Source organism: Sphingobium aquiterrae, assembly GCF_037154135.1.
Classification (GTDB): domain Bacteria; phylum Pseudomonadota; class Alphaproteobacteria; order Sphingomonadales; family Sphingomonadaceae; genus Sphingobium; species Sphingobium aquiterrae.
Window position 1 is genome coordinate 77,789 of sequence record NZ_JBANFL010000008.1, and the last position, 16,512, is coordinate 94,300.

A 16,512-nucleotide genomic window follows, 5' to 3' on the forward strand; every position below is an offset into this window, starting at 1 on the left:
CTTCTTTCCGGTTCAGGGGTTCAGGATCATTTCGGGCACGTCGCCCTCGAAGATCAGCCGGGCCTCGGTGGCCTCGACGATCTGCGCGAGCGTGACGCCCGGCGCCCGTTCGCGCAGGATGAGGCCCGCGTCCGTGGGCTCGATCACCGCCATTTCGGTGATGATCAGCGTCACGCGCCGGTCCGCCGTCAGCGGCAGGGTGCATTTGGGCACGATCTTCGGCTTGCCCTTGGCCGTGTGCTGCATGGCGATGATGACGCGTTTGGCGCCCGACGCCAGGTCCATCGCGCCGCCCATGCCGGGCACCATCTTGCCCGGCACCATCCAGTTGGCGAGGCGGCCGGCTTCATCGACCTGCAGCGCGCCCAGCACCGTCGTGTCGACATGCCCGCCACGGATGAGGCCGAAGGAGAGGGCGCTGTCGATCGACATGGCGCCGGGCACCAGCGTGATCGGCTTGCCGCCGGCATCGGTAAGGGTGGGGTTGGCGAATTCCGGGCTTGCCGCCGCGCCCATGCCGACCAGGCCGTTTTCGGACTGGAAGAAGATGCCGTCCTGCGGCTTCACGAAGGCGGCGACGCCGGTCGGCAGGCCGATGCCGAGGTTGACCAGCGTGTGCGGGCGCAGTTCCGCCGCGACACGGCGCTGGATGATGTCCTGATAGGTCATGGTCATGCACTCCCGACCAGATAGTCGACAACGACGCCGGGCGTCTTCACATGGTCGGGCGCGATGACGCCCACGGGCACGATCTCGCGCGCCTCGCAGATCACCGTCTCGCCGGCCATCGCCATCAACGGATTGAAATTATGCTGGGTGAAATGATAGGCGAGATTGCCCGCTTGATCGGCGCTGTCGGCGTAGATCAGGGCGAAATCGGCGCGGATCGGCGGCATGTAGAGCCATTCCTCGCCATTGATCGTCATCGTCTGCCCGGCGCGCGCCGCGATCGTGCCGAGGCCGGTTTTGGTGAGGACACCGCCCAGCCCATAGCCGCCCGCGCGGATCTGTTCGGCCAGCGTGCCCTGCGGCACCAGGTCGACCTCGAAGCCGCCCTCCAGCAGGCCCTGCTGCGTTTCGGGGTTGAGGCCGATATGCGTCGCCACGACCCGGCGGACGCGGCGTTCGTGGATCAGCTTGCCGATGCCTGTATTGGCGCGATCGGTGTCGTTCGCGATCAGGGTCAGGTCGCCGACGCCGGCATCGAGCAGCGCGTCGATCACGCGATGCGGGGTGCCGCAGCCCAGGAAGCCGCCGATCATGATCTTCGCGCCATCGGGCACCAGCGCGGCCGCTTCCTCAGCGGAAAGGCATTTTTGCATGGGGATGTTCTTTCAAAACGGGGGGTGAGGCGCGCGCTCAGCCGAGCGCGGCCTCGATTTCGGGGACCAGCTGGAACAGGTCGCCCACCAGGCCGAAATCGGCGACCTGGAAGATCGGCGCGTCTTCATCCTTGTTCACCGCGACGATGACCTTGCTGTCCTTCATGCCGGCCAGGTGCTGGATCGCCCCTGAAATGCCGAGCGCGACATAAAGGTCGGGGGCGACGATCTTGCCCGTCTGCCCGACCTGGAAGTCATTGGGGGCATAGCCCGCGTCCACGGCCGCGCGCGATGCGCCGACGGCGGCGTGCAGCCTGTCGGCGAGCGGCAGGATGACCGCGTCGAACTTCTCCGGCGATCCCAGCGCCCGGCCACCCGATACGACGATCTTCGCCGATCCCAGCTCCGGCCGGTCGCTCTTGGCCAGTGCCTCGCCCTCGAAGGTGGCGCGGCCCTCCACGATGGCGGCGGCGATGGTTTCGACCGGGGCCGCGGCGCCATCGGCAGAGGTCGCGGCAAAGGCGGAGGTGCGGATCGTCAGCAGCTTCACCGGTTCATCGTTCTTCACCACCTCGATCGCGTTGCCGGCGTAGATCGGATGTTCGAAGATGTCGGGCGCCGCGACCCTGGTGACGTCGGATACCTGCATCACGTCGAGCCGCGCGGCGATGCGCGGCAGCACATTCTTGCCGGAGCTGGAGGCGGGCGCGACGATGGCGCCATAGCCGCCGGCAATCGACAGGACGAGCGCGGCCAGCGGCTCGGCCAGGGCGTGCGCGAAGGCTTCGCCGTCGGCGAGCAGCACCTTGCTCACGCCCTGGAGCTTCGCTGCCGCATTGGCGGCCGCCCCGGCGCCAAGGCCGGCGATGAGGATGTCCACCTCGCCGCCCAGTGCGCGGGCGGCGGTCAATGCGCGGGCGGTGCCGTCGGCGACCGACTGGTTGTCATGATCTGCGATGAGAAGGGTTTTCATGGCTGTTCTCGCATGATTTCTGGGTCAGAGGACGCCGGCGGAGCGGAGCTGGCTGACCAGCTCCTGCGCCGATGCGACCTTGATGCCGGCCTTGCGGGCGGCGGGCTCGCGCACTTCGACAATGCTGAGGCGCGGGGTCACGTCCACGCCATAGGCATCGGGGGTGCGCGTCTCGATGGGCTTCTTCTTGGCCTTCATGATGTTGGGCAGCGTGGGATAACGCGGCTCGTTGAGGCGCAGGTCGGTGGTGACGACCGCGGGCAGGGAAAGGCCCAGCGTCTGCAGGCCGCCATCCACCTCGCGGGTGACGCTCAGATGCTCTCCATCCAGCACGACCGCCGATGCCAGCGTCGCCTGCGGCCAGTCGAGCAGGGCGGCGAGCATCTGGCCGGTCTGGTTGCTGTCATCGTCGATGGACTGCTTGCCGGTGATGACCAGTCCGGGCTGTTCCTCCGCCACCACCCTGGCGAGCAGCTTGGCGACGGTCAGCGGTTCGACCCGGCCCTCGGCCTCGATCAGGATGCCGCGATCGGCGCCGATGGAGAGGGCAGTGCGGATCGCATCGGCGGACTTGGGCGCGCCGATGGAGACGACCACGACCTCGCTCGCCTTGCCGGCTTCCTTCAGTCGCACGGCCGCTTCGACCGCGATCTCGCAGAAGGGATTGATGGACAGCTTGAGGTTCGAAAGGTCGACGCCGCTGCGGTCGGGCTTCACCCGGACCTTGGTGTTGGCGTCGATCGCGAGCTTGATGGGGACGAGAATTTTCATGGAGGGCAATCTCTCGGGAAGGCTAGGCCGAGCCGCCTGCGACGAGGGGGCAAGGGGGCAGGGGGGGAGCGCAGGGCGGCTCGACGCAGCCAGGGGATGAAGCTCAGAACGCGTCGGCAGCGACCGCCATCACAGTGGGCGATCCGGCCTCGATCTGGCTGGCAAGGGAGGCGGTCTGCGGCAGGATGCGGCTGGCGAAGAAGGCGCCGACCGCGATCTTGCGCTTTTCATTCGGCGTCGCGGCATCGCCCTTCGCCACGACGGCGAGGCCCATGCGGACCCACAGCCACCCGAAGGTGACGAGGGCGAACATGCGCAGATAGTCGGTCGCGGCGGCATTCTGCTCAAGGGGATTGGCGGCGTCGCCCGTGGTGAGGCGGGCGGTGACGGCTTGCAACCTCTTCAGGGCTTCGGCGATGGCCAGGGCGGTGGGCTGCAGCGCCGCCACCTTGCTCGCCTCGGCGACCGTGTCGGCGATCATGGCGAACAGCGTGTCGACGGGCGCGCCGCCGTCCAGGGTCAGCTTGCGGACGACGAGGTCCTGCGCCTGGATGCCGTTGGTGCCTTCATAGATCTGGGCGATGCGGGCATCGCGCACAAACTGTTCCTGGCCCCATTCGCGGATATAGCCATGGCCGCCCAGCACCTGCTGGCCCAGCACCGTCGCCTCGAACCCGAAATCGGTGAAGGCCGCCTTGATGACCGGGGTCAGCAGCGCGACGAGGCCACCGGCCTGCTTGCGCACATCGGCGTCGGGGTGCCGGGTTTCCTTGTCCATCTCCAGCGCGGTGAACACGGTCAGCGCGCGGGCCGCCTCGACAAAGGACAGCATGGTGAGCAGCATCTTGCGCACGTCGGGATGCGCGATGATCATCCCGGACTCCGTGGCGCCCGGCGCGCGGCCCTGCTTGCGTTCCTTCGCATAGGTCGCGGCGGTCTGGTAGGAGGCGTCGGCGAGGCCAAGGCCCTGGACGCCGACGAACAGGCGCTCGGCATTCATCATCGTGAACATCGCCGCAAGGCCGCGATGGGGCTCGCCGACCAGCCAGCCCTGACAGTCGTCATAATTCATGACGCAGGTCGGCTGGGCGTGGATGCCCATCTTGTGCTCCAGCGATCCGACATTCACCGCGTTGCGCGCGCCCAGCGTGCCGTCTGCGTTCACCAGATATTTCGGGCAGAGGAACAGGCTGATGCCCTTGGTGCCCGCAGGTGCGTCGGGCAGCCGGGCGAGGACGAGATGGATGACATTCTCGGCCATGTCGTGATCGCCCGACGAGATGAAAATCTTCGAGCCGGACACGGTGTAGGACCCGTCGTCGCGCGGCTTCGCCGTCGCCTTGAGCAGGCCCAGGTCCGAGCCCGCCGTGCCTTCGGTCAGGCCCATGGCGCCGGTCCACTGGCCCGCGATCATCCTGGGGAGATATTTTTCCTTCAGCGCCGCGCTGCCATGCGCTTCGATCGCCTCACAGGCGCCGCGGCTGAGGCCGGGGAACAGGCCGAAGGAGAGGTTGGAGGCGGACAGCATCTCGTCCACCAGGATCTGCACCGTGCGGGGCAGGCCCTGGCCCTCATACGCCGTCGGGGCGGACAGGCTGGACCAGCCGCCGTCGACAAAGGCCTTGAACGCTTCCTTGAAGCCCTTGGGCGTGTAGACGACGCCGTCTTCCAGACGGCTGCCTTCCTCGTCGCCGCTCTGGTTGATCGGGCGCAGCACGCCCGCGCAGAAGCGGCCCGCTTCCTCAAGGATGCTGGAGACCAGATCGTCCGACACCTCTTCATAGCCCGGCAGGCCGGTCAATATCTTTTCCGCCTGGAACACGTCCTGGAGGAGGAAGGTCATATCCCCGATGGGGGCCACATAATCAGGCATAAATGCTCCTGTTGAACTGGGATGGGGAGGGGAAAAGGCGGAGGGTCAGTTGCGCAGCGGCTTGCCGGTGCGGAGCATCGCTTCGATCCGGTCGCGGGTGGGCTGGGTGAGGGCGAGGTCGACAAAGGCGTCGACCGCGCGTTCGGTCAGCGCCGCTTCCGTGATGATCGCGGGGCCGCTAAGGACGCCGGCAATGGCATGGCCGATGTCGAGATCATGCGGCCCGAGAGCGGCGACGAGCGTGTCGAGTGCCTGCGTGAGCATGGTCGGGGCGGGCAGCGAGAGGGTGGCGCGCGGGGCCGGGGTGAAGTCGGCGGCCAGCGCCAGCGCGCGGGCCTTGGCATCGCCGATCAGCCGGTCCCGGTTCATCGTGATCCCGTCGCTCTCCCGCAGGAAGCCCTTGGCGCGGGCGTCGAAGGCGCCGGCGGAGGTGGTGGCGGGCAGCACCGTGCGCAGCGCCGCTGTGGCCGTCGCGGCGGCATCGGCATCCCGCTCCTGCAGGCGGACGAGCAACTGGGTGAGACCCGCCCATCCGGGCAGCAGGCCCACCTTGGGTTCCACCAGCCCGATGCCGATTTCCGCATGGGCGACGATGGCATGGCAATGCAGCAATATCTCGCATCCGCCGCCCAGCGCCGCGCCGAAACCCGCGCCGACGATGGGAATGGTTGAATCGCGCACCGCATCGAACGCCTTGAGGCCGGCGCGGATGAACTTTTCTATCCCGTCACGGTCGCCGTCGCGCGACATCTGCAGCACGGCGGAAAGGTCCGCGCCGGCGCTGAAGGCCGGGCCGTCATTGCCGATCACAAGCGCGCGGAAGCGGCCCGGCGCCAGCGCCACCATCTGCGTGACGGCGGCGATCAGGCCGGCGCTGAAGCTGTTCATCTTGCTGTGGAATTCCAGCAGGCCGACGCCGTCGCCGATGTCCCACAGGCTGGCTGCGGCATTCTCTTCCACCGGCGTGCCGGAAAGGCGCAGCGCCGCGATGGAGATCACGCCGTCGGCCGCGGGGATGGCGGCATAGCGGCTCTGGCCGTCCACGGGCACGAGCACTTCGCGCTTGCCGCCGCCGACACGGTAGAAGCCATCCAAATCGGCGGCGACGGCCAGCAACGGGGGCACCGGCTCGCCCCGGGCGGCCAGCCTGTCGGCGAACCAGCGCGCGCCGATCCGGTCGATCAGTTCGAACGGGCCATATTTCCAGCCATAGCCCATACGCATCGCCTCATCGACCAGATCGGGCCGGTCGGCGATTTCCGGGACGAGCGACGCCGCATAGGCCAGGGTGCGGGCGAGCACGGCCCAGGCATAGCGGCCCGCCTCGCCCTCATGCTCCAGCAGCGCGCGGGGATCGCCGAGGGATGCGGTCAGGCTGTCCGAAAGGGCGGGCACGGTCGGCCGGAATGCGCCCGATGCCAGGTCGATCGTCTCGCTGCTCTTGCGGTCCTGCGACCGGCGATAGAAGCCGCCGCCGCCCTTGCGGCCGGTCAGTCCCTGCCCGATCATGGCGTGCAACAGCGCAGGCTCCGCCTCCACCGTCTGCACGGCGTCCGAAGCGGGCAGGGTGTTTTGCAGCGAGCGGACCAGATTGGGCATCAGGTCGTTGCCGATCAGATCATAGAGGCCGAAGATGCCGGTCTTGGGGAAACCGAAAATCCTGCCGATCGTGGCGTCGGCGACCTCGACTGGAATGTTCGCCCGGATCGCCTGGTCCAGGCCGACCGCCAGCCAGTAGCAGCCGATGCGGTTGCCGATGAATCCGGGCGTGTCCTTGCAGGGCACCACCGACTTGCCCAGCCGGGCGTCGGCGAAATGCCGGATCGTCCCGGTCACGGCGGGCAGGGTGCGCGGGCCGCTCACCAGTTCCAGCAGCCGCATCTGGCGCGGCGGATTGAAGAAATGCGCGATCAGGAAATGCGAGGCGAAATCGTCCGAAAAGGGTTCGAGCAGCGCATGGAGCGGGATGGTGGAGGTGTTGGAGGCCACGATCGATCCGGGCTTGCGCACCTTCTCGATCGCGCCGAACAGGGCGTGCTTGATGTCGAGCCGCTCGGCGACCGCCTCGATGATCCAGTCGGCGTCCGCCAGCAGGCCGATGTCCGCGCCCGTCGATCCGGGCGTCACGCGATCGGCGAAGGCCGGCATCATGAAGCCGCCCGCCTTCAGCTGGCGCGCGATGCCGCCGCGCGCCATGTCCGCGTCGAGATCGAGCAGGACGACCTCCAGCCCGGCATTGGCGAGGTGGGCGGCAATGCCCGCGCCCATGGTGCCGGCGCCGATGACGGCGGCCTTGCGGATGATGATATCGGTCACGCCACATTTCCTTCGGTTACATGTTCGGATAATTCGGGCCGCCGCCGCCCTCGGGCGGCACCCAGTTGATGTTCTGGGTCGGGTCCTTGATGTCGCAGGTCTTGCAATGGACGCAGTTCTGCGCGTTGATGACGAAGCGCGGATCGGCCTTGCCCGCCTCGTCGCCATAGACAATCTCATAGACGCCGGCGGGGCAGTAGAGCTGGGCCGGCTCGCCGAAGACCGGCAGGTTCTGCCGGATGGGCACCAGCGGATCGCGCAGATGCAGGTGGCAGGGCTGGTCTTCGGCATGGTTGGTGTTCGACAGGAACACCGAGGACAGGCGGTCGAAGGTCAGGACGCCGTCGGGCTTGGGATAGGCGATCGGCGTCACCTGCGACAGCGGCTTCAGGCAGGCGCTGTCCGGCTTGCCGTGCGGCACCGTGCCGAAGGGCGAAAAGCGCAGCAGCTGGTTGCACCACATGTCGACGCCGCCCAGCATGACGCCGATCGGCATGCCATATTTCGACCAGAGCGGCTTGACGTTGCGCACCGGCTTCAGGTCGCGGCCGATGGCGGAGCCGCGCCAGCCCTCCTCATAGGCGACCGGCTCGATGCGGGGGGATGCGCTGGCCAGTTCGGCGGCGACCGCATCGGCGGCCTGGATGCCGGAGAGGATGGCGTTGTGCGATCCCTTCACCCGCGGCACGTTGACGAAGCCGGCCGCACAGCCCAGCAGCGCGCCGCCCGGAAAGCTGAGGCGGGGCACGGACTGCCATCCGCCTTCGGTCAGCGCGCGGGCGCCATAGGCGATCCGCTTGCCGCCTTCGAAGACATCGCGGATCGCCGGATGCGTCTTGAAACGCTGGAATTCCTGGAAGGGCGAAAGCGTCGGATTGCTGTAGTTCAGATGGACGACGAAGCCGACCGCGACGAGACTGTCGTCGAAATGATAGAGGAAGGAGCCGCCGCCCGTCTCCCGGTCGAGCGGCCAGCCGAAGCTGTGCTGGACCAGGCCGGGGCGGAAATGCTCGGGCTGCACCTGCCAGAGTTCCTTGATGCCGAGGCCGAATTTCTGGACGTCCCGGTTCTTGTCCAGCCCGAAGCGGGCGATGGCCTGTTTGCTGAGCGAACCACGGGCGCCTTCGGCCAGCAGCGTGTAGCGGGCGCGCAATTCCACGCCGCGCACGAAATCGTCGCGTGGCTGGCCGGTGCGGTCGACGCCCATGTCGCCGGTCGCGATGCCGACCACGCAGCCATTTTCGAACAGCAGTTCGGTCGCGGCGAAGCCGGGGAAGATCTCCACGCCCAATTCCTCGGCGCGGGCGGCCAGGAAGCGGGTCACATTGCCCAGCGAGCCGATGAAATTGCCGTGATTGTCGAGCAGCCTGGGCATCATCGCGCCCGGCACGCGCCGGGCCTTGCGCTCGGTCAGATAGAGGAAATGGTCGTCCGCGACCGTCGTCGTCAACGGGCAGTCTTCATGCAGACGCCAGTCGGGCAGCAGCGTGTCGAGCCCGATCGGGTCGACCACCACGCCGGAGAGGATATGGGCGCCGACTTCCGACCCTTTTTCGACAACGACGACGGAGATGTCCCGTCCCGATTTCCCGGCAAGCTGGCGCAGATGGATGGCGGCGGCGAGGCCGGCCGGACCGGCGCCCACGATGGCGACGTCGAACGCCATCACCTCGCGAGGCGACAAAGGCGCGGTCATAGAGTGTCCCTTCGACGGAATGCGCACAAGAGGGTGCGGCGCCCGAGGCTGCATCGGGCAAGAATGCCGTCCAATGCAGGGTCGGAAGTGTGGATTTTATCAGTAATGATTTCGGATATTCGGAATATTATTCAGGGAAATGATCGCTTTATGGAAAATGAAGATGCACGATCATCGGGTCATGGAAATTCTTTGCGGATATCATTCGAAAAAATGGGGAATTTGATCTGGATTATTGAAATTTCATTTTTGTGACCTTGTTCGCCATGCGCGCGATTTATGCGTTGACAGGCTTTTGGACAATGGTTGAGAGGGAACATCACTTATACGAAAGCTGTATGAATGGCGCCGCTGGTCGAAGGCATGCGATGGTTTGTCCGGGTCGCGGAATGCGGATCATTCTCCGCCGTCGCGCGGGAGGCGATGACGAACCAGGTCACGGTCGGCCGCCGCATTTCGATGCTGGAGGCGCATTTCCGGATGACGCTGCTGCGCCGTTCCACCCGCACCCTGACGTTGACGGACGAAGGGCGCATTTTCCTGGAGCATGCCCGCCGCATCCTGCGCGAAGTGGATGCGCTGGAGGCCGAAGTGCATGGTGGCGGCCGCGCGCCGGTCGGCCATGTGCGCATCGGCGTGACGAGCACCTTCGGCTGCCATCTTGCGCGCCAGTTGCCGGCGTTCCACCGGGCCTATCCCGGCGTCACCATCGAAATGCAATTGAGTGACGGTTTCGTCAACATGGTGGAGGATGGGCTGGACCTCGCCATGCGCACGGGTCAGGTCAGCGAGACGACGGTCATCGCCAAGCATCTGGGCGACGTGCCCCGCTATCTGGTGGCCGCGCCGGCCTATCTGGCGGAGCACGCGCTGCCCGGTTGCGGGGCGGACCTTCAGCAGCATGACTGCGTGCTGTTCAGCTATGGAGCGACCAGCCAGATCTGGAGCGTGGATGGCGAGCCGGTGCGCGTTTCGGGCACCTACCGCACCAACAGCAGCCTGGCCCAGCATGAGGCGGTGCGGATGGGCATGGGCATCAGCCTCTTCGCCTATTTCCAGGTGGAGGAGGATGTCCGCGCGGGCCGGCTGACGCGCCTGCTGCCCGATGCGCGGCTCGACCCGATCCCCTTCTATGTCACCCGCCCGGCCAACCAGACATTGGCGCCGCGCGTGCGGCTGGTGCGGGACTGGATCGTGCGCGAGGCGAGGGGGCTGATCGGCAACGCGCCCGGCCCCTGATGCTTACGCCCGAACGTTCAACCCTCGGGCGGCGTGGGCGAGGCGGGCGCGGGGCGCTCCGGCCAGACGGGCGGCAGCGCGGATGAGGCAAGGTTCCGCCGAAGGCTGGTCAGCGCCAGCACGCCCAGCCGGCGCTGTTCCGGGTCTTCCAGCGCGGCGATCCGTGGCAGGAGCCGGTCGATGTTGCGGATCAGCGCCGGGTCGGGATCGGCCGGTCCCTGATCGGTGCGCGCGGCATAATGGCGGCGGACATGGCGCAGCAGCAGCGCGACGAGTTTCGCGCCATGCGGCGTCGCGCGGCCCTGGAACTTGCGCAGGTCGGTGATCGCGATGCCGATGCGCGTGTCCGCCAGGATGTCGAGCAGCGGCTGGGTGGGGTCGAGCGCCAGCGTCTTGAGGCGCGGGGCGAGCATCGCGACACGGTCGAGCATGCGGCCGATCCAGGCGCCGGGGTCCAGGTCGCCGCGCCCGGCGGCCATCGCCGCAAGCTCGCGCCAGCCGGCGCGCACCAGCCGCAACGCGCCGGAGCGCGCGCCGATGGCGCTGGACAGGTCGAGCATGAAGACCGCGATCATCACGCCGACGATCTGGGCGACGGCGGAATTGGCGAAGGTCTGGAAATGGGCGTCGTACCGATCGTTCAGGCCGAGCAGGCCCGGCAGGGTCAGCATGATGCCGATGGCATAGGGCGCGGTCTTCGGGCGCGCCAGCAGGCTGCCGATGATCAGCAGCGCGGGGGCGAGCAGCGCCGCCAGCGTCGGGAAATCGGCGGTGCGCGGCAGGATGACGAAGGCATAGATCGCGCCGATCGGCACGGCGGTGATCGTGCCGTACAGCACGCGGTGCGCCGTGGGGCCGGGATTGTCCAGATTGCTGTAGAGGGCGCACACGATGCAGGCGATCACCACGGCATTGCCGCCTTCGGGCCAGGCCGTGGCGATCCACATCGCCGTGCCGATCCCCAGCGTGCCCAGCGTCGCGAAGGCCGCGCGCAGGGCAAGGCCATGGTCGCGATGCAGCGGCTGGGCGCGGGCGCTGCCGATCGCGCCCTGGATCGCCTGCGATCCCCTGGCGCCGCGCGTCATGATGATCGACCGCAATTCGCGCGCGTCGCGATGGACGCGGATCAGGTCCTGCAACCGGTCGAGCAGGCTGAGGCGCAGCGCGGCCTCCCAGTTCCAGGGCGCGTCGTAAAGCGGCTCCAGCGCGCGGGCGCGGGCGATGAGCGTGTCGGCCCGGGCGATGGACAGGGGGTCGGCATGGAGTTCCGCCAGCCATTGCGCGACATCGCTGACGAAGCGGGCAAGCTCGGCCCGCATGGTGCCCAGCGCGCGCAGCTGGGCAAGGCGGTCCTCTATGCCGCTGGCCAGCGGCAGCAGCAGCGACAGCCGTTCCTGGAGCACGCGCAGCACCGCGATCCGCACGGCCAGGCGCGAGACGTCGAAGGGCAGGTGGATGGCCAGCTGGTGCAGTTCGTGCAGGTCGAGCGCAAGCCGGCGGCGGTCGCGATCCAGCATGCCGGGGTCTGTCCTGGCCAGGGCGTCATGGGACCAGCGCTCGGCATCCAGCAGGATGGCGCTCGTCCGCTCCGCCAGCCGCGACGTGACCGAGCGCGGAAAGACCAGCGCATGCACGAAGGCGCTGGCGGAAATGCCGATTACGATCTCCTGCACCCGCAGGCTGGCGATGTCGAACACCGTGCCGGGCTGGTCCACCGCGGGAAAGCCGATGATGCTGGCGGTATAGCCCGCCAGCAGGAAGACATAGGAGCGGGGCGTGCGGTCCAGCATCGCCAGATAGGTGCATAGCGCCAGCCACAGGCCCAGCGCGCCCGAAAGCAGCTCCGGCGCGTTCACCAACTCGGGCACGATGATGATCGCCACCAGCGCGCCGACGATCGTGCCGATCATGCGGAACAATGCCTTGGAGAAGACCGCGCCGGCCAGCGGCTGGGCCACAATGTAACAGGTGACGATCGACCAATAGGGGCGCGGCAGGCCAATACGCAGCGCGATATAATAGGCAAGGATCGCCGACGCATAGGTTTTGAGCGAGAAAAAGGCGTCGGCTGCCCCCATGCGGCTTTCGGCGAGCAGCGCCCCGGCCGGCCTGTCGCCAAGGGCAAGGGATTTCGCCGCCAGGCGGACGCTTTGCCCGCGCGACAGGGAAGGCGCCGTCATGGCGTGGCTGGAAGGGTCTGCCGTCACGCCGGTAACGTCGTTCGCCTGCGGGTTCTGCAGCGCATGCGAACGGTCGGCGCGCCGTCGGGCGTCGCGTAGGGGGCGTCGAGCCTGACGGTGTTGGCGAAAGCCATGGTGACGACAGCCCTTCCAGGGCCGGGCAGCTGGGAGAGGGGGAAGGCCGCCCGGCGCGCCGTCCCTGCGCCTGCGCGCCGGCAATAAAAAGGACCGTCTGGGTCCGTTATCATACCAGCTTGGTATGGACTTGCGGGCGGGTCCTGCGCATAGGGCGTCGACCGGGCATGTTTTGCTGCCCTGTATCTTTGCTGTAGCTTTTGTTTTCCGCATTTCCAGCCTGATGCCTTCACCCGGCGACTCGGAACATGCGCCTGAGCCATGATTTCGGACTGGAAACCGTCTGTGAACATCGACATCCGCCAGTTGCGCTATTTCCTTGCCGTCGCGGATGAGCGCAGCTTCACCCGTGGCGCGGAACGGCTGAACATGGCGCAGCCGCCGCTCAGCAAGCGCATCCAGGAGCTGGAAGCGGCGCTGGGCGTCACGCTTTTCGAACGGGGAAGCAGGCCTCTGCGGCTGACGCCCGCCGGCCAGCTCCTGTATGAACAGGCTCATATGATCGTGCGCGGCATGCAGCAGCTGCAGGCGACCATGCACCGTTTCGTGGAGACCCGGGCGCCGCGTTTCGTGTTCGGGCTGGTCCCATCCACCCTCTATGCCCGTTTGCCGGAGGTCATCGGCCGTTTCCGCCAGATCGCGCCCGAACTGGATATCGGCCTGTCGGAAATGGACAGCCAGGAGCAGATGGCGGCGCTGCTCGACGGCCGGATCGATATCGGCTTCGACCGGGTCGTGATCGAGGAACCCAGCATCCAGCATATCGTGGCGCGCGATGAGCCGCTGGTCGTGGCGGTGGCCAAGGGGCACGCCTTCGCGCAGACGGGTCGCCCGGTGGATCTGGCCGCTTTGTGCCAGCTGCCGCTGATCCTCTATCCGCGCGAGCCGCGCCCCAGCTTCGCCGACCTTGTCCTTTCCGCCTTCCATGCGCGCGGGCTGGTGCCGGAGCGGGTGCAGGAAGTGCGTGAGCTGCAGACCGCGCTGGTCATGGTGGCCGCCGACCTGGGCGTGTGCATCGTGCCCCAGTCGGTGCGGCGTCACGGCCGGAGCGATATCGCCTTCCTCGACATCGGCGAAACGGTGATGGTGCCGCTCATCATGCGGTTCCGCAAGCATGACGGCTCGGTGGAGTTGCGCCAGCTTCTGGCGCTCTATGTGTCGCTTTACCGGGAATGGGGCTGGCCCTTGTCGGCGGGATTGCTCCATGCGGCGGGGGCCGATGCCGCCACGGGCGATGGCCCGCCATGTCCGGACGATCCATAAGCGGGATTCCCCGGCGCGGCGGCGGCCCTACAGGGCGAGGGTTTCCGTAATGTTACAATGATCTACGTAACAATCCGCATAGGGCGGACGGCGGCGCGGGACCAATAGGGGCAACGAGAATGCCCTTCATCGTCGGAGGGCAGGAACTGCGCGGAAGGACATGATCGCCGGTTCGGGGCGCACCCGTTCGGGCGGCACATGTCCGGCGTGTCGCGTCACATGCTGAGAAGGATCGTTCGATGACCTATGCAACCACCAATCCCTATTCCGGCGAGATCGTGGCGACCTTTGCCGATGCGACCGATGCCGAGGTCCTGCAGGCCATCGACAATGCCGATCGTGCCTTTCGGTCATGGCGCGAGGTGCCGTTCGCCGGGCGGGCGACCGTGATGCGCAACGCCGCGCGCCTCCTGCGCCGGGACATGGATGCCTATGCCCGCATCCTGACGCTGGAAATGGGCAAGCTCCTGCCCGAGGCACAGGCGGAGGTGGAATTGTCCGCGGCGATCCTCGATTATTATGCCGACAATGCCGAACGGCTGCTTGCGCCCGAGCCGCTGCCGGTTGCCGATCCCGCCGAAGGCGAGGCGACGCTGGTGCATGAGCCGCTGGGCGTGCTGCTCGCGATCGAGCCCTGGAACTTCCCCTATTATCAGATCGCGCGGATCATCGCGCCCCAGCTTTCGGCGGGCAACACGATGCTGTTGAAGCATGCCGCCAACGTGCCCCAGAGCGCCGCCGCGTTCGAGGCGCTGATGCGCGAGGCCGGGCTGCCGGACGGCGCGTTCACGAACCTTTATGCCACCCGCGCGCAGATCGAGATGATCATCGCCGATCCGCGCGTTCATGGCGTCGCGCTGACCGGTTCCGAGGATGCCGGCGCGACGGTCGCGGCGCAGGCGGGGCGGGCGCTCAAGAAGTCCACGATGGAGCTGGGCGGCGCCGATGCCTTTGTCGTGCTGGCCGACGCCGATCTGGAGAAGACGGTGAAATGGGCGGTCTTCGGCCGGCACTGGAATGGCGGCCAGGTCTGCGTGTCGTCCAAGCGGATGATCGTCGTGGACGAACTGTATGATGCCTTCCTCGAACATTACACCCAGGGCGTTGCCGGGTTGCGCATGGGCGATCCCTTCGATCCCGCGACCACGCTTGCGCCGCTTTCCTCGCAAAAGGCAGCCGACGATGTGAAGGAGATGATCCGGCAGGCGGTCGAACATGGCGCCACCGCCACGCCGGTGGGGCCCGACGCCCCCAATCAGGGCGCCTTCGTGCAGCCGACCATCCTCACCGACATCGGCGAGGACAATCCGGCACGATATTGGGAGTTTTTCGGCCCCGTCTCCATGCTGTTCCGTGCCAAAGACGAGGATGACGCGGTGCGGATCGCCAATGATTCGCCGTTCGGGCTGGGCGGATCGGTGTTCACGTCGGACACGACGCATGGCGCGCAGGTCGCCCGGCGCATCTCCACCGGCATGGTGTTCGTGAACCATCCCACGATGGTGAAGGCGGACCTGCCGTTCGGCGGCGTCCGCCGTTCGGGCTATGGCCGCGAATTGCTGGGCCTGGGTATCAAGGAATTCGTCAACCACAAGCTGATCGACGTCGTGGACATCGACGCGCCCTTCTGAGCGGCGGCGGCGTTCATATCCGGTTTTTGAAAAGCACGAGGCAAGATCCATGGAAAAGACAATGAAAGCGGCGGTCGTCCGCGAATTCGGCAAGCCCCTCGTCATCGAGGAAGTGACGGTGCCCATGCCTGGCCCCGGCCAGATCCTGGTCAAGATCGCCGCCACCGGCGTCTGCCATACCGATCTTCACGCCGCCGAGGGGGACTGGCCGGTCAAGCCCAACCCGCCCTTCATCCCCGGGCATGAGGGCGTTGGCCATGTCGTGGCGGTGGGGGCGGGCGTCACCCATGTGAAGGAAGGCGACCGGGTCGGCGTGCCCTGGCTCTACACCGCCTGCGGGCATTGCGTGCATTGTCTTGGCGGCTGGGAGACGCTGTGCGAGACCCAGCAGAACACCGGCTATTCGGTGAACGGCAGCTTCGCCGAATATGTGATCGCCGATCCCAATTATGTCGGCCACCTGCCGGCGAATGTCGGCTTCGTGGAGATCGCGCCGGTGCTGTGCGCGGGCGTGACCGTGTACAAGGGGCTGAAGGTCACGGATACCAAGCCGGGCGACTGGGTCGCCATCTCCGGCATCGGCGGGCTGGGCCATATGGCCGTGCAATATGCCAGGGCGATGGGGCTGAACGTCGTGGCGGTGGATATCGACGATGAGAAGCTCAAGCTCGCCGAACGGCTGGGCGCGGCGCTCACCGTCAACGCCCGCAATGTCGATCCCGCCGCCTTCATCAGGAAGGAGATCGGCGGCGCGCAGGGCGTGCTGGTGACGGCCGTCAGCCCCAAGGCGTTCCAGCAGGCGATGGGCATGGTGCGCCGGGGCGGCACGGTATCGCTCAACGGCCTGCCGCCGGGCGACTTCCCGATCTCGATCTTCGATACGGTGCTGAACGGCATCACCATTCGCGGCTCGATCGTCGGCACCCGGCTCGACCTGCAGGAAGCGCTGGCCTTTGCCGGCGAAGGCAAGGTCCATGCGACCGTGGCCACGGACACACTGGAGAATATCAACGACATCTTCGGCCGCATGCATCGCGGCGAGATCGAAGGACGCATCGTCGTGGATTTCGAACAGGCGGGCTAGGACAGGCAGATTCAGAGCCGGTTTCGCTT

General features: G+C 67.1%; 12 protein-coding genes. 4 read left to right on the forward strand and 8 right to left on the reverse strand.

Annotated features, from left to right (window positions below; genetic code table 11):
* Positions 1-12: 12 nt before the first annotated feature.
* From WFP78_RS10345 to WFP78_RS10375, 7 genes are all read right to left on the reverse strand, one after another.
* Positions 13-675 (reverse strand): 3-oxoacid CoA-transferase subunit B, encoded by a 663-nt coding sequence (locus tag WFP78_RS10345; protein ID WP_336961483.1) that lies wholly within the window; start codon positions 673-675, stop codon positions 13-15.
* Entirely contained in the window at positions 672-1,322 is a 651-nt protein-coding gene (locus WFP78_RS10350; RefSeq protein ID WP_336961486.1) for a CoA transferase subunit A, read from the reverse strand. Before WFP78_RS10350 ends, WFP78_RS10345 begins: the two co-directional genes overlap by 4 nt.
* 37 nt (positions 1,323-1,359) lie before the next feature.
* Positions 1,360-2,295, reverse strand: coding sequence for an electron transfer flavoprotein subunit alpha/FixB family protein (locus tag WFP78_RS10355; protein WP_336961489.1), 936 nt, complete (start codon positions 2,293-2,295; stop codon positions 1,360-1,362).
* A 24-nt stretch (positions 2,296-2,319) separates the two neighbouring features.
* On the reverse strand, positions 2,320-3,066 hold the full coding sequence (locus WFP78_RS10360) for an electron transfer flavoprotein subunit beta/FixA family protein (protein WP_336961491.1): 747 nt from the start codon (positions 3,064-3,066) through the stop codon (positions 2,320-2,322).
* Between the two features lie 103 nt (positions 3,067-3,169).
* Positions 3,170-4,939 carry an acyl-CoA dehydrogenase C-terminal domain-containing protein gene (locus WFP78_RS10365; RefSeq protein ID WP_336961494.1) on the reverse strand — a complete coding sequence of 590 codons (1,770 nt, stop codon included), beginning with the start codon at positions 4,937-4,939 and terminating at the stop codon, positions 3,170-3,172.
* A gap of 45 nt (positions 4,940-4,984) precedes the next feature.
* Complete coding sequence (locus WFP78_RS10370; protein WP_336961496.1) at positions 4,985-7,255, reverse strand: 3-hydroxyacyl-CoA dehydrogenase NAD-binding domain-containing protein; 2,271 nt, start codon at positions 7,253-7,255, stop codon at positions 4,985-4,987.
* Between the two features lie 16 nt (positions 7,256-7,271).
* Positions 7,272-8,939: an electron transfer flavoprotein-ubiquinone oxidoreductase gene (locus tag WFP78_RS10375; RefSeq protein WP_336961773.1), complete on the reverse strand. Its 1,668-nt coding sequence runs from the start codon at positions 8,937-8,939 to the stop codon at positions 7,272-7,274.
* Positions 8,940-9,293: 354 nt separating this feature from the next.
* Here WFP78_RS10375 and WFP78_RS10380 point away from each other — a divergent pair, with 354 nt between their 5' ends.
* Positions 9,294-10,190, forward strand: a complete 897-nt coding sequence (locus WFP78_RS10380; RefSeq protein ID WP_336961498.1) for a LysR family transcriptional regulator — start codon at positions 9,294-9,296, stop codon at positions 10,188-10,190.
* A gap of 17 nt (positions 10,191-10,207) precedes the next feature.
* Here the strand turns inward: WFP78_RS10380 and WFP78_RS10385 are convergent, their stop codons facing one another.
* Positions 10,208-12,397, reverse strand: a complete 2,190-nt coding sequence (locus WFP78_RS10385) for an FUSC family protein (RefSeq protein WP_336961500.1) — start codon at positions 12,395-12,397, stop codon at positions 10,208-10,210.
* Between the two features lie 393 nt (positions 12,398-12,790).
* On the opposite strand from WFP78_RS10385, the gene WFP78_RS10390 reads away from it, so the two are divergent.
* From WFP78_RS10390 to adhP, 3 genes are all read left to right on the forward strand, one after another.
* Positions 12,791-13,768, forward strand: coding sequence for a LysR family transcriptional regulator (locus WFP78_RS10390; protein WP_336961502.1), 978 nt, complete (start codon positions 12,791-12,793; stop codon positions 13,766-13,768).
* A 239-nt stretch (positions 13,769-14,007) separates the two neighbouring features.
* On the forward strand, positions 14,008-15,399 hold the full coding sequence (locus WFP78_RS10395) for an NAD-dependent succinate-semialdehyde dehydrogenase (protein WP_336961504.1): 1,392 nt from the start codon (positions 14,008-14,010) through the stop codon (positions 15,397-15,399).
* A 49-nt stretch (positions 15,400-15,448) separates the two neighbouring features.
* Complete coding sequence (gene adhP / locus WFP78_RS10400) at positions 15,449-16,483, forward strand: alcohol dehydrogenase AdhP (RefSeq protein WP_336961507.1); 1,035 nt, start codon at positions 15,449-15,451, stop codon at positions 16,481-16,483.
* Positions 16,484-16,512: the final 29 nt, after the last annotated feature.

Excerpts from the sequence above, each read along its gene's own strand:
- WFP78_RS10345 (WP_336961483.1), bottom strand. The coding sequence starts at position 675 with ATGACCATGACCTATCAGGACATCATCCAGCGCCGTGTCGCGGCGGAA.
- WFP78_RS10350 (WP_336961486.1), bottom strand. The coding sequence starts at position 1,322 with ATGCAAAAATGCCTTTCCGCTGAGGAAGCGGCCGCGCTGGTGCCCGAT.
- WFP78_RS10355 (WP_336961489.1), bottom strand. The coding sequence starts at position 2,295 with ATGAAAACCCTTCTCATCGCAGATCATGACAACCAGTCGGTCGCCGAC.
- WFP78_RS10360 (WP_336961491.1), bottom strand. The coding sequence starts at position 3,066 with ATGAAAATTCTCGTCCCCATCAAGCTCGCGATCGACGCCAACACCAAG.
- WFP78_RS10365 (WP_336961494.1), bottom strand. The coding sequence starts at position 4,939 with ATGCCTGATTATGTGGCCCCCATCGGGGATATGACCTTCCTCCTCCAG.
- WFP78_RS10380 (WP_336961498.1), top strand. The coding sequence starts at position 9,294 with ATGGCGCCGCTGGTCGAAGGCATGCGATGGTTTGTCCGGGTCGCGGAA.
- WFP78_RS10395 (WP_336961504.1), top strand. The coding sequence starts at position 14,008 with ATGACCTATGCAACCACCAATCCCTATTCCGGCGAGATCGTGGCGACC.
- adhP (WP_336961507.1), top strand. The coding sequence starts at position 15,449 with ATGGAAAAGACAATGAAAGCGGCGGTCGTCCGCGAATTCGGCAAGCCC.